Consider the following 14,505-nt stretch of genomic DNA (forward strand, 5'->3'; position numbering starts at 1 on the left):
ACTTATGATTTATATCACTCTCCACGCCTCGACACCGCGTCATTTGTGCCTTGCAAGGTGCAATGGCAACTGTAACTTTGTGTCATCCGCGGGTAGAATGCTTGCCGTTTATCTCTTGCGCCGCATTGCTGCCCAACATCAGAAGGTTTAGCCATGAATTCAACTGCATCCTCCTCCTCCCGTGTTGCCACAGATTCTCCTATTGTTGTCGCACTTGATTACGATAATCGCGATAAAGCCTTAGCTTTCATTGACCGGATTGACCCGCGTGATTGCCGTCTGAAAGTGGGCAAAGAGATGTTTACTCTGTTTGGGCCGCAGCTGGTGCATGATATTCAGCAACGCGGCTTTGATGTGTTCCTCGATTTGAAATTTCACGATATCCCAAACACCACTGCGCACGCCGTCGCTGCTGCGGCAGAACTCGGGGTATGGATGGTGAACGTGCATGCCAGCGGTGGGGCGCGCATGATGAGCGCTGCACGCGAAGCGTTACTGCCATTTGGCAAAGATGCGCCATTGTTGATCGCGGTCACCGTTCTGACCAGCATGGAAGCCAGTGACCTGGCCGATCTCGGAATTACGTCAACGCCTGCTGAACATGCAGAACGCCTGGCGCGATTGACACAGAACTGTGGTCTGGATGGTGTGGTTTGTTCGGCACAAGAAGCGGTACGCTTCAAAAGCGAACTGGGTCAGGATTTCAAATTAGTCACCCCGGGGATTCGTCCGGTTGGAAGTGAAGTTGGCGACCAACGTCGCATCATGACGCCACAACAAGCGCAAACCGCGGGTGTGGACTTTATGGTGATTGGACGTCCGATCACCCAATCTGCAGATCCTGCCCAAACTCTGCGTGATATCCGTGTATCACTCCAGCAGGGGGCATGATGAAAGACGATAACAGTCGTTTAGTTTACTCGACCGAGAGTGGACGCATCGATGAGCCTAAAGCCGCACCTGTTCGCCCAAAAGGGGATGGTGTGGTGCGCATTCAACGCCAGACCAGCGGGCGCAAAGGTAAGGGCGTATGCCTGATTACCGGCATTGATGCAGATGATGCAGAATTAGCAACATTAGCGGCCGAGCTTAAAAAGAAATGTGGCTGTGGTGGTTCGCTAAAAGAGGGTGTTATTGAAATTCAGGGCGATAAGCGCGATCTGATAAAGTCGCTGCTTGAAGCTAAAGGAATGAAAGTTAAATTGGCAGGCGGTTGATTCGTATATTGAAATAATCAGGCCACGGTATAATCACCGTGGCCTTTTATTGTGACTGCTGAAAGTCAGACCTGAAAAATAAAATCTTTATAATTCGTAAAAGCGATTCACGCTTTTGCTGGCATCAAGCTTTATTTAGTCACCTGATGGCCGATAATACCACCTACTGCAGCACCGCCCAATGTACCCAGTGCACTACCATCTGTTAAGACTGCACCACCAACAGCACCCGCACCAGCGCCAATCGCGGTGTTACGGTCACGTTTTGACATGTTTGAACAAGCGCTCAGGGACAGAGCTACGGTCAAGGCCAGCACAACGGTGGTAATTTTTTTGTTATTTAAGGTCATATTACTTTCTCCTGAATTGTTGATTCACGGAAATAAGTCTCTCTAAAAGTATAGTGGGTTTGAATCAACTTAGAGAGGTTCCGTGAAACTGCATGACGATATAAGACCTAAAAGATAATTTTGGTAATTATCACTTCCTGTTATACCGCTAATAAACATTCTAAATTTAATGGGAAATTCCAACAGGTAAATAATCTTAAAGAATGTTCAGGATAATTCTGAGAAGAGAACCGCCTGCGTGAGGGCAGGCAGTCAAAAAAGGGATTACGCGAGAGGAAATTGTTTAACAATGTTGACTTGAATGCCGGACTCTCGCAGTTGCTGCCCGGTTGTTTCGTTTAGACCGTCATCGGTGATCACGCGATTAATGCATGAACCTGGCCCCAACGTGTAGGGGTGCATCGCACCAAATTTGGTACTGTCCGTCAGGACAATGGTTTCACTGCCTTTTTGCAATACAGTATTCACGACATCGGCGCGCATCATGTCACGGCTCGTAAATCCGGTTTCTGGCAAGAAGCCGTCAATGCCGATGAACGCTTTGCTAAAATGCACCTGCTGGATAAATTGACGCGTAAGAGGGCCAACCATACTTTCGCTTTTTTTCTGGTAGATGCCGCCAAGCAACACCACTTCACAATCAGTATCTTTCAGAAGGTGAGCAATATAACTGCTGACGGTGATCAGCGTGATTTTTTTTTGCTCTGCCAGTGCCCGGGCCAGCAGTGCATTACAACTGCCATTTTCGATAAAAATTGTTTCGCCATCGTTGACTAAAGTCGCTGCAAAATCAGCGAGATGTCGTTTCAGCGAATAATTGTTCATCATTCGCGTTTCAACATCTTCACTATCCAGCGGAACGGCATAGCCATGTGTACGCTTCAGGTAGCTTTTTTTCTCCAGAAGATTGAGATCCTGGCGAATAGTCACTTCTGAGACACCGGTTTTTTTAGCGAGATCAGTCACACTCATGCGACCATGATCAATCACCATCTGTAAAATAATTTGTTGTCTGGAGTTCATGTCAGCCAAATTTTGGGCGGCGCGTACTGCGCCGCCTGGATTATCAAAGAGTATGTTCTGTGCGCGCTATAATATCATCCTGAGCGTCTGGAGATAAGGCGGTAAAGAAAGCAGAATAACCTGCTACTCGCACCACCAGATCACGATATTTATCAGGATGTTGTTTGGCATCTAACAGTGTTTCACGGGAAACAATGTTGTATTGCACGTGCCAACCTTTATGCGCCTCGAAGAAAGTCCGCAACATCATCATTAACTTTTCACGATCGCGCGGGTTATCCAAAGTCGCTGGATTCAGTTTCTGGTTCAGTAACACGCCGCCCAAAATTTTACTGGTTGGCAATTTACCCACCGAACTTATCACCGCAGTGGGTCCCAGGCGATCGGTACCGGAAGCTGGGCTTGCGCCTTCTGCCAGCGGAGTCTTAGCTTTACGGCCATCCGGTGTGGCCATTGTTGCTGCGCCAAAGGGAACGTTAGCTGAAATTGAAGAGGTGCCTGCGTAATAGGTCCCGCCGATAGGGCCACGGCCAAAGCGGGTGTTGTGATACTGCTTCAGCTCGTCGATATAAGTCTGGTATGCCCGAGCCAGCAGTAAATCGACCTCATCGTCATCATTACCATATTTTGGTGCGCTGTTAATCAAACGCTGGCGCAGTTGCTCTCCGGTCAAACCGTCGAAATCGTTAGCCAGTGCTTCGGCTAATTGCTGCTGGCCAATAGCGCCTTGTTCGAACACGAGTTTTTTCACCGCGGCCAGACTGTTACCCAGGTTGGCAATACCCACTTGCAGACCCGAAACCCAGTCATATTTTGCGCCGCCTTGCTTAACGCTTTTACCGCGCTCAATGCAGTCATCGACCAGCGCCGAGCAAAGAATATCGTGGGCGTTTTCTTCAAGAACCGTATCAACAACACATTCGATTTCGATAGATTTCTGGGTGTAGTAGCGAATCTGGGTATCCCAGGCATCAATAACCTGGTCAAACTGAGTGAAATTGCCGGTGGACAGCGCATGTTCCTGCGGCAGGAAGATTTTACCGCTGGTTGCATCACGCCCATGTTCCAGCGCCGCTAACATCACACGTGCGAAGTTAATAAAGCTCATGCCGGTGCAACGATAACCCCATTTACCTCCCACTGCGGTTTCAATACAACCGATAGCGGCATAGTCGTAAGCATCTTCGCGGCTGACTCCCAGCTTGATAAATTCATCAATAACGATTTCATCGTTATTAAACGCAGGCATCCCGAAACCACAACGGATCACCTGAACACAGGCGTCGAGGAAATCATTACTCATACCCGCGTGATAGCGCACGCTCAGGTTTGGTTGTGTGGAGCGTAACTGTCCACATGACTCCAGAATGGCGTAAGAGAGTGGATTCACCGCATCAACCGCTTCACCATTGACCAGCGTTTGGCCGCCAATCGTCACGTTCTGGTATAACGGGCTACCGGCGGAAGCTTTGGAGTGGGAACCGGAGCGAATTTTGTTCACTTCAAGTAATTTCAGCCAGCAGCTTTGCAGCAATTCGATAGCCTGATCACGTCCCAGAGTTTGTTCTAATTCCACATCGCGGCGATACCATGGATAGAGGAACTGGTCGAGGCGACCAAACGAAACGGAATGCCCGTTAGATTCAATCTGCAATACCAGCTGAACAAAGTAGCTTAACTGCAAGGCCTGCCAGAATGACGTTGGTTTGTCATGGGCAATCACTTCACAGTTTTCAGCAATGGCCAGCAATTCGTCACGACGCGATACACGTTTTTCGGTGCTGGCCATTTCTTTAGCCACAGCCGCATATCGCAGGATATGGTCACTTAATGCCACAAACGTAATATCGATGGCTTTAAGGAATTGTTCTTTGTGTAAATCTTCCCAGTCGGTGAGATGAAGACGTGAGCGGCGCTCGGCGACTTTGGCACGTAAACCATCAATCCCTAATTCCAGCAGCAAAGGGAAGTTGACCGCCAGATGCGCATCGCCTGAGGTCATATTGCCTTCAGCTTTAATTATGCCGCTCGCCAGCAACTCTTTCTGCTCGTCGGTAAACATTCCGTAGCAACGATCCTGCACGGTTTGTCCACGCCACCACGGGCAAATTTCGTGCATGACTGCTTTGTCGGCATCGGAAATCGAGAAGCCCGCGCCAGGACGGTCGCCCAGTTCATCGATCTCGGTCTCAATCCAGCCAACAGTATATTCAGGAAAGAATGGTGCACCGCGCACATGGCTTGCCTGGTTACCGACGATCAACTCATCATGCTTAATCCAGATGGTTCGTTCAGCAAGATGGTGGGCAAGGGCGAGGGCGCGGCGCACAGGCAAAGGCTTGTCCTGATGTTGCTGATAAATCGCCGTGTAATGTTGGGCACGTTCGGTACAAACAGGCGGCTTAACGATATGAATTAACGCCTCTTTATGATCTTTTATGCGTTGGCTTAACGTGTTCAGGTTCAGTTGTGTCATCGGTTTATCCTCTAATCCAGGCGGTCATCCCTTTTTGGCTTGCGTACTGCTCGGCAAATTGCAGCAGTTCTGGCGCATCAAGCGGTTGGTGCGCGGCCGTATACGGGATATTCAGGAGTTTGTATTTGTTGATACCTAAGGTGTGGTAAGGCAAAAAATGAATCGCTTTCACGCCTATTTCGTCGGCGGCAAAATCACTGATTGCACGAATAGATTGCTCATCAGCATTAAAATCTGGGATAAGCGGTACGCGCACCGTCATGTCGACATTGCGTGCAGCCAGCTTGCGGAAGTTATCCAGGACGCGTTCGGCGCTGCCGTCTGTCCATTGCTTGAAACGCTGCGCATCGACATGCTTGAGATCGGCGAGCAGCAAATCGAGATGTCCGAGCGTCGGTTCTATATATTTCCATGGCACATGGAGGCAGGATTCGACAGCAGTATGAATCTCCGCTTCTTTGCTTTTTCTCAGCAGTTGTAGAGCCACTTCAGGCTGCATAAACGGTTCGCCACCGGAAAGCGTAATGCCACCGCCGCTGCGATCGTAAAAGGGCTTATCACGCAGCACGGTTTTCATGATGGCTTCAACACTTTGCGTTTCGCCACACACGCTCAATGCCTGAGTTGGGCAGCAGTCTGTAAGTGCAGTGAGATCATCAGCGCCCAGTTTTTCACGGGCGATGATAAGTGAATCATCCACGCGAGAAATAGCATGTGGGGCAACTTGCGGGCACAACTCACAAGCCGCAAGGCATAAACGTTCATCAAACAGAACATCCTGACCGCGTGCACGGCTCTCAGGATTCTGGCACCAGCGGCAACCTAAGGAGCAGCCTTTCAGGAACACCACGGTGCGGATACCTGGACCATCATGTGTTGAATAACGTTGGATATTAAATAGCATAAGCCCGCCTTTATCTTCTGTTCGTAAATTAGATTACTTTCGAATGAAAGTTTTATTGATTTTGATCAGATAAAGAACAGACAGCGACGTTATGATGTCGGCAATGAGATAGATGACCGATCTGGAGAACTTATGGAACTGTATTTAGATACTGCTGACGTTGCCGCAGTGAAGCGTTTAGCGCGAGTTTTGCCTTTGCAGGGCGTGACCACCAACCCATCGATTGTGGCTAAAGCCGGTATTTCCTTGTGGGAAGTGCTACCAGCGTTGCAGGATGCGCTGGGTGGTGAAGGCAAGTTATTTGCTCAGGTTATTGCCGCACAAGCTGATGAGATGGTGAAAGAAGCAGAATTGTTGGTGAAGCGTGTGCCTGGCCTGGTGGTGAAAGTCCCTACCACGGTAGAAGGTCTGGCAGCCATGAAGCAATTGAAAGCGCTGGGCATTCCAACCCTCGGGACAGCAGTTTATGGGGCGGCTCAAGGGCTACTGGCAGCACTGGCGGGTGCTGAGTATGTCGCGCCGTATGTGAACCGCCTGGACGCGCAAGGCGGTGATGGCATTCAGATGGTACAGGATTTACAGCAATTGCTGACGCTGCATGCGCCGCAATCTAAAGTTCTGGCGGCCAGTTTCCGTACGCCGCATCAGGCGATGTCTTGCCTGTTAGCGGGTTGCGAAGCAATTACTTTACCGGTCGATGTCACCGAACAACTGCTGACAACGCCTGCGGTCAATGCTGCTATTGCAACCTTCGAAAAGGACTGGCAAGGGGCGTTTGGTTCACTTAACTTGTAAAACTGCGCCGGTTTTCGCCGGCGACAGATCAAATCTCCCAGGGCGACTTTTTCAAGTCGCTCTCTTTTTGTTCTTTTCCGTTGGCAATATTCAGCAATTCAGCTTTTAAAATTTCCAGGTTATTAATGGCCGACGCATGATCGCCTCCCACTAAAATATCTAACACGGTATCAATACGCTTTGCGAGTTGCAGAGGGTCCACTGAAGGCATAGTGCATCCTGTTTATTCTGAATAAAAGTTGCTTTCATAATGCTTAAAAAGCCACAAAAAGAGAAGGTGGCAGCACACTTTTTTAGCCTTATCCATCAATCAATTATCGAACAATATATAAGTATTAATTATTAAATACTTCCTTACATTCATCCTAAAGCAGTAGTGGATTAGTCTGATCCTGCGTGTAACGCGCTTTCATAACATGAGGATAAGATAATGACAGTAATTAACCAGCCAACCTGCAAATTGTTCACGGATACTTCTCGATTCACGCAATTGTCGGGATATTACGAAGCAGAACGCCGCACTGTGTGGATGATGTTACGAGCTCAACCTCGCCCTTGCTTCAATCACAAACTGATCGAAGAAATTATGAACCTTCGGTATCTGGTTCAGCAGGAGGGATTTGTGGTGGATTTTTGGGTGACCGGTTCATTGGTGCAGGGAATGTATAACACGGGAGGCGATTTAGGCTTCTTTGTTGAATCAATTCAGCAAGGGCGGCGTGAAGCGCTTCGTGCCTATGCGCGTGCTTGTGTGGATTGTGTCCACGCGGCTTCCCGAGGTTTTGATAGTGGGGCAATTAGCCTTGCAATGGTGGAAGGCAGCGCATTAGGAGGAGGGTTTGAAGCCGCGCTCGCGCACCATTTTGTACTGGCACAACGGGATGCACGCATGGGATTCCCTGAAATCGCCTTTAATCTGTTCCCGGGAATGGGGGCGTATTCGCTGGTTGCACGCCGCTCAGGTATGAAACTGGCTGAAGAACTTATCTATAAAGGTGAATCCCACACTGCTGAGTGGCACCAGCAATTTGGTCTGGTGGATGAGTTATTTGAACCGGGTCAGGGTTATCTTGCCACTCGTACATTCATTGATACCTTGCAGCCGAAGCTTAATGGCGTACGCGCTATGTTGCGAGCCCGCCAGCGTGTGCTTCAGTTACCACGTTCGGAATTAATGGATATCACGGAGGACTGGGTGGATGCGGCATTCTGCCTGGAACCCAAAGATATTGCGTACATGGAAAGACTGGTGCAATTGCAAAATCGCCATACCTCAACGGTATTGCGCAAGGCGAGTTAACGCTCAAATGCGGCTGCGAGCTCGGTTTTAAATAACCGATAAGTGCCGTTTGTTGACGTCATTGCTGATAAGGATGGCGTCTTCTTTATTATGTATTGCGCCGGTCACATACTTGCCGAACCCTGTCCAAAAACGTGGGCAAAACAGGTGACGGATTTTGCCTGGACCAGGCGATGGCAATTCCCATCGACAAACCGTTTGTCACCTCTTTTAGTTTCCGAAAAACGACACCTTGCCGTTTGATACATTGCAGTGATGTGGGAACCAACGCGATACCTTTCCCTTCAGCAATCAGCCCCAGCATGATGTGATGATCTGCAGGCTCAGGAATCCCGTTAACTTTGAAATCAATGCGTTGGAAAAACGCCTGGCAGTGGTCATAAAAACCCGGATTCATTCGCCGCTCGAACCAGAACATCGGCTCGTCACGAAGGTCATCAAAACTTATGCTGCGTTTAGCCGTAAGACGATGACCCGCCGGTAACGCCACGACTAAAGGATCATCAATGATTTTTTCAACCGCCAAACCTTGTGTATCTGTGTGCAGGCCAATAAAAGCGGCATCCATCGTTCCGTTTTTCACTTCACGCACCAGATTAACTGAGTAGTTTCCCCGGGAGAGTATTTGCCAGTCGGGAAATCGCGACAGCAACTCCTGAGTGACATCGGGGATCACACTGTGCTCGAACACGGTGGTATAGCCAATAACAAACTTTCCGCCATTGAGACTGCGCGCCGCGCGGGCAACGTTAATCGCTTTTTCCGCCTGCTTTAGCGTGAGTTTTACTTCTGGTAAGAAGGCGTTACCCGCTTCGGTGAGCGAGACTCCCGTTTTACTGCGTAGAAACAACTGCACACCGAGTTGCTCCTCCAACTGACGGATTTGCCTGCTTAACGGCGGTTGTGAAATATGCAGACGTAATGCCGCCCGGCTGAAATTAAGCTCTTCGCTTACCGCCAGGAAGTAACGAAGTTGTCGCAGATCGATGGAATCATTCATACCGAAAAGGTATCACAAAAAGGGTATTGGATACCGTGCGCTGTAAAATTTAGAGTGCGTTTATCCCACAACAGAAAGGATTAGAAATGGAAAACGAACGCTATTTACGTGGCCTTGAGAAATTAAAAGAAGTGAATGGGCAGGCAGGTGAAAACGTCATTAACAGCTTGAGCGACATTGCACCCGATTTTGCACGGCTGCTGATTGAATTCCCCTTCGGTGATATTTACTCACGCCCGGGGCTTGATTTGAAATCCAGGGAGATTGCAGTGGTTGCCGCATTGACCGCGCTAGGAAATGCGACGCCGCAGCTCAAAGTGCATATCCATGGCGCGTTAAATGTTGGCTGTACGAAGCAGGAAATAGTCGAAGTGATTATGCAAATGGCGGTGTACGCGGGTTTCCCTTGCGCACTCAACGGGCTGTTTGCCGCGAAAGAGGTTTTCGCTCAAACCGCTCGGCAAAACTAACGAGATGCGCCGTATCGGGAGATGATACGGCTCTTAACCCTGATGAGTTGTTAACGTGCGGTTCTTGCCTGATACCGTTTCAACCACCGCTCGAATACCGCTGCGGGCATGGGTTTCGCAAACAGATAACCTTGCCGTTCGTTGACACCATTTTTAGTCAGGAAGGCATCTTCTTTTTGATTTTCCACGCCTTCAGCAATCACCTGCAAATTCAACGCCTGCGCAACCGCCACGATGGCACGCACCAGCGATTGGGAAACTGACTGCTTATGAATATCGCGCACGAAACTCTGGTCGAGCTTAATGGCATCAATCGGGAAGCGGGCGAGTTGGGAAAGTGAGGAATAACCTGTACCGAAGTCATCTAAATGCACTTGAGCGCCAAGGCGACTGAACTGCTGAATCACGGAAAGAGCGAGCTCTTCGTTCTCAATCAAACAGCTTTCGGTCAGTTCGACATCAATCGGACAGTATTCAAAGTTGAGATCTTTGAGTGCTTGCTTCAGGTCGCTAAAGATAGTCTGGTCGGCTAACTGACGCGCAGATACGTTCACCGCGACGCGTAAATTGATGCCTTTATCGCGCCATTTCGCTACCTGTTGAACCACACTTAACATCACCCAACGGCCAAGCGGCACAATCAGACCGGACTCTTCGGCGTAGGAGATAAAGTCGAGTGGGGGAATCAAACCACGCTCAGGTGATTGCCAGCGCACTAATGCTTCCAGACTACGAACTTCGCCGCGCCAGGTCAGCTTCGGCTGATAGTGAATCACCAGTTGATCGTTTTCCAGCGCTTTACGCAGGTTGGTATCGAGCCACAAGTATTCGAAGACGCGCTGATTCATTTCTGGTGAGAATACGCAGAATTTACCGCGGCCACTCTCTTTGGCGGTATACATCGCGGTATCCGCATTACGAATCACGCTTTCACGATCTTCGCCATGTTGTGGAGCCAGCGAAATACCTAATGAACAGCCGGTGTAAACTTCAATTAAGCCGATGCGGAAAGGTTGTTTCAGACGCGTCAAAATACGTGACGACATCGCTTCCAGGGTGGCTTGCGACGTGTCAGTCGCCAGGACAATAAACTCATCACCGCCAAGACGCGCCAGAATCTGACCGTCATCCAGACAACTCAGAATCGCTAACGACACTGCCTGTAACAACTGATCGCCAAACATATGCCCATAGGCATCGTTCACTTTTTTAAAGTTATCGAGATCCAGATAAACGATGCCCACCTGCGTTTCACCACGATTATCAATTGCGGCGGTTATCAGGTCATTGATGGCATTGCGATTGGGCAGGCCGGTAATCGTGTCGGTATTCGCCAGTACCCGCAGACGTTCTTGTGCGCGGCGTTCTTCGGTAATGTCAGTGCCCGAACAAATCAGATAGATTTCGTTCTTGCCGCTGCCACTGTGGACGAATTTATTGCGGAATAAAAACAACCGCTGGCCCTTCTGGGTTTTTATCCAGCGTTCAACTTCATAGGAGTTACCGTTGCGAAAGAAACCACTAATATTGCGTTTGGACGCGGCGGCTTCACTGCGGCTCATAAATAACTTAAAGACGTTTTGGCCAATAACTTCCTGTTCTTTTAGGCCGGTATATTCTTCGCTCAGGCGGTTAAAACGTTGAATATTGCCTAACCGGTCGAGTATGACGATAACTGAGTTCGCCTCAGAGACCACCTGTTCTGCAAAAGAGAGTCCTTGCACGAGATCACGTGCAACAGAAGGGGTATCGTTCCAGGCCGAGGCCGAGCCTGCCCACTCCTTTTTTGATACTTTGCGTCCGACCAGATGAACAGAAACTTCACAGCCAAACAACGAAATTGACATGGTGACGCTGGACGTAATCACCGTCATTTGGCGAATTTGTTCAGCCTGCTCCGGATCTAATGCAATGACCTGGCCTACATCGGAATCTTCGCTGGCGGCTAATTGCAGCGCATTGCTATCGCCAGGCAAACGCCAATATGGGCTGGTTGTCCCTAAATAACGGTAGAGCACATTCTGCTCCAAATCGTCTTTCATGCTCTCTCCTGAACCGGGGCCGACATATCGTGTCAGTCTGATATTTATATTAGCAATATTAAAGTGGGTATTCCTAACTTATTGAAAACAGAGCTTAAAATTCATCTTATTTTTTTGTGATGGGAGCAGGGTTGGAGCAAACTAACTCAGCCTTACGTTTAACATCCAACCTGGTTGCATGCTCCCACGATCTATTAATAGTGTTTGTAGAATAATGCCTGCTTTGTCGACCCTGATTCGGGTAGGGCATAAAGCAAAATCTCAGCTGTTGCTCTTCTGCTTTTTTATGACCACGGGGATAATATATTATATTAATTGGTTTTTTATCGTCCGTGAGTTTTTTTTGACAGTGGAGAGCGTCAAGTGTGAGCTTGAGTCACTTGACGGTTCTGACGCCAGCACTGGTTTTTGGAGAGCCGAATTGTTTAGCCAGAGTAATTGTTCTTTTGATATTACCTCTGCGTTATCAAATTCTACATCCTTCCACGCCAGACCCGTTAACTCCCCATGGCGGAGTCCGCTGTAAACAGTAAAGTTCCACAGATTAAGGATCTGGCCTGGCATTAATCGTAATTGCCTGCATCGCGTCATTATCTGGTTGTGTTAAGCGTCAACCAGGCACTTCCTTGGTGCAACTTCTTGAATGGGCCGCCTGTCCACAGGTTCAATATCCAGCGAGGGCGCTCGCAGCAAAATGTGGCAACAACCTTTTGGCCTTGGTCCACGCCGGGGGATTTGCGTTTATACGAGCTTAGATACTGACACTGAAACCTCATATCCCATGAGATATAAGGCCTGTTCCAGTGTTTCTACTTTCGATGCGTGACTGACATCCAGAAGGCGGTCAATCTGCGGACCCTTCTGGTTAAGTTTCCGCGCTAAATCAGCTTTGCGTGTGCCGGTGCTGATCATTGCATTGTGCAGGGCGACTTTCAGGCATGTCAGAACGGGAAGATGTATAACAATCTCACCTTCCTTCGCGCTTGATGGCTCATTAATTGGTATGCGCGAATCAATCAGTTCGCCAATCATACCGGTTAAGGCATCCCGCGCTTCCAGTTCGATATCGTCTTCAGTAAAAGCTACTGAATGCAGATTCTCGAAGTCACGAAAACTGATTTCGTATTGCCCGGTATCTTCATCGAAAGATACTGCTGCTGCGTATTTGAACATAAAGCCTCTTTTCGTTTACGGACTCAGTGTCGAAAAGGGTGGGGCTTAAATCCCCAGGTCCTTAATTATCGATTTTCTTGTTCCCTCTGGAATCTCCTTGGAGCCGTGGAAGGGGAATATTGACATCCTTCCGTTGATTGTTGCTTTCCGGTGACAATCTCCACCTTTTGCATTTTCAATCATGATCCCTTGGGACATTAACCAGCGAAGGAACTCGCTGTATTTCACTGAATCCTCCTGTTCGTTGATAATGTGATTATAGTAACATATAAGATTATAAACATAACAAAAATGTTGTGCGCAAGGCGCTTGAAGCGCGCTTTTTGAATAAAGCAGGAGGTAGCACTGCAGGAACCCAGGTAATTAGCTTTAGAGCATCTCAAATAAAACAGACTGCAAATCGATTTCATATTGCCATCACAAAGGCCACTTTCGAGTAGCCATTTTTAAGGGTTTTAATTAATTGGAGTTCATTTGATGGCTTTAGATGCGGAAGATAAAGCGTGTTACCTTATGCTCAAAGGAGTGTTAAGCGAATTGCCTGCCGAAACTATTTCAAAGTTGGACACTCTTGCCTCCTTTACTCTCGAGGTTGAAAGAAATGGATAAGGCACGATGAGCAACTTTGATAAAGCCGTTGAGCTGATTAATAGTATACCGTTACCCGATGACGCTGAGGAGCAACTCGATGCTCTTGCAGCCGATGAAACGGATGAGTTTGAACGGTACAAAATTGATTCGCTTGGCGAGGCGCTTTTTGAAACGCGCTACTGTAAAAAATAGCAGTAATATTAAGGTTGCTCAGGCGGCCTTTTTTATTGCCTCAAATCCACCAATGAGGACTCAGCATGTCATGCGCCTGCGTAAACGTGCTCTCGGTCATCAACTCCGCTTCAAACATCACTACTGAAACCGTCAACGGCAAACTACACATTGTGGTTCGCGGCGTCACGTCAATTGTCGATGACATGGTGATGAACCGGATATTGTACCCGGCAGCAGAAATTGAAAAGAGCTACAAGTCTCTTGAGCGGAGTCCGCTGCCGTTTGGTCACCCGAAGATTGATGGCAAGCACATCTCAGCCAGGGATGTTCAGGTGGTGAAAGTCAAAGAGGTTAAACTTGTTATATCTCCCACTAATTATCAATACAGAAGTTTATTCCTGATACGGATTGAAATCCAAGTGTAAAAATATGGTGGTATGAGCTGGAAGGTGAATGTAAAAGTCACAAATTTTGTCTGTAGACATTATCACTATTTATCGATTTAAAAAAAGACTGTGCATAATAGTTTATTACGATGACAACAATAACACTGAAAATCCAAGAGTGTCATAAAGAAATATTATTGTAGTTGTGTTGTCGCTGAATGGTTTTTTTGCAGGGGTAAGGCACGCTTAGGTTGATAACACCTAAGCAATATGCCCTTATTTTCCATAATAAAGGAAAATAGTTAAAGCTAACCTCTCAGTTTGCGCGCATGCAGGGAAGTGCATTCATTACAGATGATGGCGAGGCGATAAAGGGCGAAGTGCTGGATGACGTGGTGATTTATTGGCAAAGTAACAAAGACGATTGTGTGTGCCGCAGGGCCATCGTCCGGTTATCTAGCCGGACAGGGTATCATTCTCTGCCAACTGAATTATTTGGGCTTAGTAATTATCTCAGGCACAACAGTTATTTAGTCGTGCGATCAAGAGGCAAATTCTTAAAGTGTATTTTCACGTTTTTTGCGAGTAGGGCTTTATGATAATT

Annotated in this window: 15 protein-coding genes and 1 pseudogene; 7 read left to right on the top strand and 9 right to left on the bottom strand. The window is 48.1% G+C overall.

What is annotated here, in order from left to right; all coding sequences use genetic code 11:
• Nucleotides 1-153: 153 nt before the first annotated feature.
• Together pyrF and yciH are read left to right on the top strand one after the other, a co-directional pair.
• Complete coding sequence (gene pyrF, locus WBL83_RS10660) at nucleotides 154-891, top strand: orotidine-5'-phosphate decarboxylase (RefSeq protein ID WP_424589113.1); 738 nt, start codon at nucleotides 154-156, stop codon at nucleotides 889-891.
• The gene (yciH, locus tag WBL83_RS10665) at nucleotides 891-1,217 is read left to right on the top strand and encodes a stress response translation initiation inhibitor YciH (protein ID WP_424589371.1); all 327 of its coding nucleotides are present in this window, start codon (nucleotides 891-893) and stop codon (nucleotides 1,215-1,217) included. The genes pyrF and yciH overlap by 1 nt, the downstream gene beginning before the upstream one ends.
• Before the next feature lie 131 nt (nucleotides 1,218-1,348).
• Here the strand turns inward: yciH and osmB are convergent, their stop codons facing one another.
• From osmB to WBL83_RS10685, 4 genes are all read right to left on the bottom strand, one after another.
• On the bottom strand, nucleotides 1,349-1,567 hold the full coding sequence (gene osmB, locus WBL83_RS10670; RefSeq protein WP_424589114.1) for an osmotically-inducible lipoprotein OsmB: 219 nt from the start codon (nucleotides 1,565-1,567) through the stop codon (nucleotides 1,349-1,351).
• A 264-nt stretch (nucleotides 1,568-1,831) separates the two neighbouring features.
• Nucleotides 1,832-2,590, bottom strand: coding sequence for a DNA-binding transcriptional regulator YciT (locus WBL83_RS10675; protein WP_424589115.1), 759 nt, complete (start codon nucleotides 2,588-2,590; stop codon nucleotides 1,832-1,834).
• 43 nt (nucleotides 2,591-2,633) lie between these two features.
• Nucleotides 2,634-5,066: a formate C-acetyltransferase/glycerol dehydratase family glycyl radical enzyme gene (locus WBL83_RS10680; RefSeq protein WP_424589116.1), complete on the bottom strand. Its 2,433-nt coding sequence runs from the start codon at nucleotides 5,064-5,066 to the stop codon at nucleotides 2,634-2,636.
• 4 nt (nucleotides 5,067-5,070) lie between these two features.
• Nucleotides 5,071-5,970, bottom strand: coding sequence for a glycyl-radical enzyme activating protein (locus tag WBL83_RS10685; RefSeq protein WP_424589117.1), 900 nt, complete (start codon nucleotides 5,968-5,970; stop codon nucleotides 5,071-5,073).
• 132 nt (nucleotides 5,971-6,102) lie between these two features.
• Here WBL83_RS10685 and fsa point away from each other — a divergent pair, with 132 nt between their 5' ends.
• Nucleotides 6,103-6,765, top strand: a complete 663-nt coding sequence (gene fsa / locus WBL83_RS10690) for a fructose-6-phosphate aldolase (RefSeq protein WP_424589118.1) — start codon at nucleotides 6,103-6,105, stop codon at nucleotides 6,763-6,765.
• A 28-nt stretch (nucleotides 6,766-6,793) separates the two neighbouring features.
• Here fsa and WBL83_RS10695 read toward each other — a convergent pair whose 3' ends face one another.
• A complete protein-coding gene (locus tag WBL83_RS10695) occupies nucleotides 6,794-6,976 on the bottom strand; it encodes a hypothetical protein (protein WP_424589119.1) in 183 nt (60 codons plus the stop codon).
• 219 nt (nucleotides 6,977-7,195) lie between these two features.
• Here WBL83_RS10695 and WBL83_RS10700 point away from each other — a divergent pair, with 219 nt between their 5' ends.
• Nucleotides 7,196-8,065: a crotonase/enoyl-CoA hydratase family protein gene (locus WBL83_RS10700; RefSeq protein WP_424589120.1), complete on the top strand. Its 870-nt coding sequence runs from the start codon at nucleotides 7,196-7,198 to the stop codon at nucleotides 8,063-8,065.
• An 88-nt stretch (nucleotides 8,066-8,153) separates the two neighbouring features.
• Here WBL83_RS10700 and WBL83_RS10705 read toward each other — a convergent pair whose 3' ends face one another.
• On the bottom strand, nucleotides 8,154-9,065 hold the full coding sequence (locus tag WBL83_RS10705; protein WP_424589121.1) for a LysR family transcriptional regulator: 912 nt from the start codon (nucleotides 9,063-9,065) through the stop codon (nucleotides 8,154-8,156).
• Between the two features lie 86 nt (nucleotides 9,066-9,151).
• Here WBL83_RS10705 and WBL83_RS10710 point away from each other — a divergent pair, with 86 nt between their 5' ends.
• Nucleotides 9,152-9,535 (top strand): carboxymuconolactone decarboxylase family protein, encoded by a 384-nt coding sequence (locus WBL83_RS10710; RefSeq protein ID WP_424589122.1) that lies wholly within the window; start codon nucleotides 9,152-9,154, stop codon nucleotides 9,533-9,535.
• 50 nt (nucleotides 9,536-9,585) lie between these two features.
• Here WBL83_RS10710 and pdeR read toward each other — a convergent pair whose 3' ends face one another.
• The 3 genes from pdeR to WBL83_RS10725 form a co-directional block, all read right to left on the bottom strand.
• On the bottom strand, nucleotides 9,586-11,577 hold the full coding sequence (gene pdeR / locus WBL83_RS10715; RefSeq protein ID WP_424589123.1) for a cyclic di-GMP phosphodiesterase: 1,992 nt from the start codon (nucleotides 11,575-11,577) through the stop codon (nucleotides 9,586-9,588).
• Nucleotides 11,578-12,318: 741 nt separating this feature from the next.
• Nucleotides 12,319-12,750 carry a hypothetical protein gene (locus WBL83_RS10720; protein ID WP_424589124.1) on the bottom strand — a complete coding sequence of 144 codons (432 nt, stop codon included), beginning with the start codon at nucleotides 12,748-12,750 and terminating at the stop codon, nucleotides 12,319-12,321.
• Nucleotides 12,751-12,795: 45 nt separating this feature from the next.
• On the bottom strand, nucleotides 12,796-12,978 hold the full coding sequence (locus WBL83_RS10725; protein ID WP_424589125.1) for a type II toxin-antitoxin system HicA family toxin: 183 nt from the start codon (nucleotides 12,976-12,978) through the stop codon (nucleotides 12,796-12,798).
• Nucleotides 12,979-13,365: 387 nt separating this feature from the next.
• Here WBL83_RS10725 and WBL83_RS10730 point away from each other — a divergent pair, with 387 nt between their 5' ends.
• Both WBL83_RS10730 and WBL83_RS10735 read left to right on the top strand, forming a co-directional pair.
• Nucleotides 13,366-13,533: a hypothetical protein gene (locus WBL83_RS10730; RefSeq protein ID WP_424589126.1), complete on the top strand. Its 168-nt coding sequence runs from the start codon at nucleotides 13,366-13,368 to the stop codon at nucleotides 13,531-13,533.
• 65 nt (nucleotides 13,534-13,598) lie between these two features.
• Nucleotides 13,599-13,853 (top strand): annotated as a pseudogene (locus tag WBL83_RS10735) (DUF2213 domain-containing protein); the annotation flags it as partial.
• Between the last annotated feature and the right edge of the window lie 652 nt (nucleotides 13,854-14,505).

It is taken from the genome of Buttiauxella sp. (assembly GCF_049686335.1).
Taxonomy (GTDB): Bacteria; Pseudomonadota; Gammaproteobacteria; order Enterobacterales; family Enterobacteriaceae; genus Buttiauxella.

Excerpts from the sequence above, each read along its gene's own strand:
- yciH (WP_424589371.1), top strand. The coding sequence starts at position 891 with ATGAAAGACGATAACAGTCGTTTAGTTTACTCGACCGAGAGTGGACGC.
- WBL83_RS10695 (WP_424589119.1), bottom strand. The coding sequence starts at position 6,976 with ATGCCTTCAGTGGACCCTCTGCAACTCGCAAAGCGTATTGATACCGTG.
- WBL83_RS10700 (WP_424589120.1), top strand. The coding sequence starts at position 7,196 with ATGACAGTAATTAACCAGCCAACCTGCAAATTGTTCACGGATACTTCT.
- WBL83_RS10730 (WP_424589126.1), top strand. The coding sequence starts at position 13,366 with ATGAGCAACTTTGATAAAGCCGTTGAGCTGATTAATAGTATACCGTTA.
- pyrF (WP_424589113.1), top strand. The coding sequence starts at position 154 with ATGAATTCAACTGCATCCTCCTCCTCCCGTGTTGCCACAGATTCTCCT.
- WBL83_RS10710 (WP_424589122.1), top strand. The coding sequence starts at position 9,152 with ATGGAAAACGAACGCTATTTACGTGGCCTTGAGAAATTAAAAGAAGTG.
- osmB (WP_424589114.1), bottom strand. The coding sequence starts at position 1,567 with ATGACCTTAAATAACAAAAAAATTACCACCGTTGTGCTGGCCTTGACC.
- WBL83_RS10720 (WP_424589124.1), bottom strand. The coding sequence starts at position 12,750 with ATGTTCAAATACGCAGCAGCAGTATCTTTCGATGAAGATACCGGGCAA.
- WBL83_RS10705 (WP_424589121.1), bottom strand. The coding sequence starts at position 9,065 with ATGAATGATTCCATCGATCTGCGACAACTTCGTTACTTCCTGGCGGTA.
- WBL83_RS10680 (WP_424589116.1), bottom strand. The coding sequence starts at position 5,066 with ATGACACAACTGAACCTGAACACGTTAAGCCAACGCATAAAAGATCAT.
- pdeR (WP_424589123.1), bottom strand. The coding sequence starts at position 11,577 with ATGAAAGACGATTTGGAGCAGAATGTGCTCTACCGTTATTTAGGGACA.
- WBL83_RS10685 (WP_424589117.1), bottom strand. The coding sequence starts at position 5,970 with ATGCTATTTAATATCCAACGTTATTCAACACATGATGGTCCAGGTATC.
- WBL83_RS10675 (WP_424589115.1), bottom strand. The coding sequence starts at position 2,590 with ATGAACTCCAGACAACAAATTATTTTACAGATGGTGATTGATCATGGT.
- fsa (WP_424589118.1), top strand. The coding sequence starts at position 6,103 with ATGGAACTGTATTTAGATACTGCTGACGTTGCCGCAGTGAAGCGTTTA.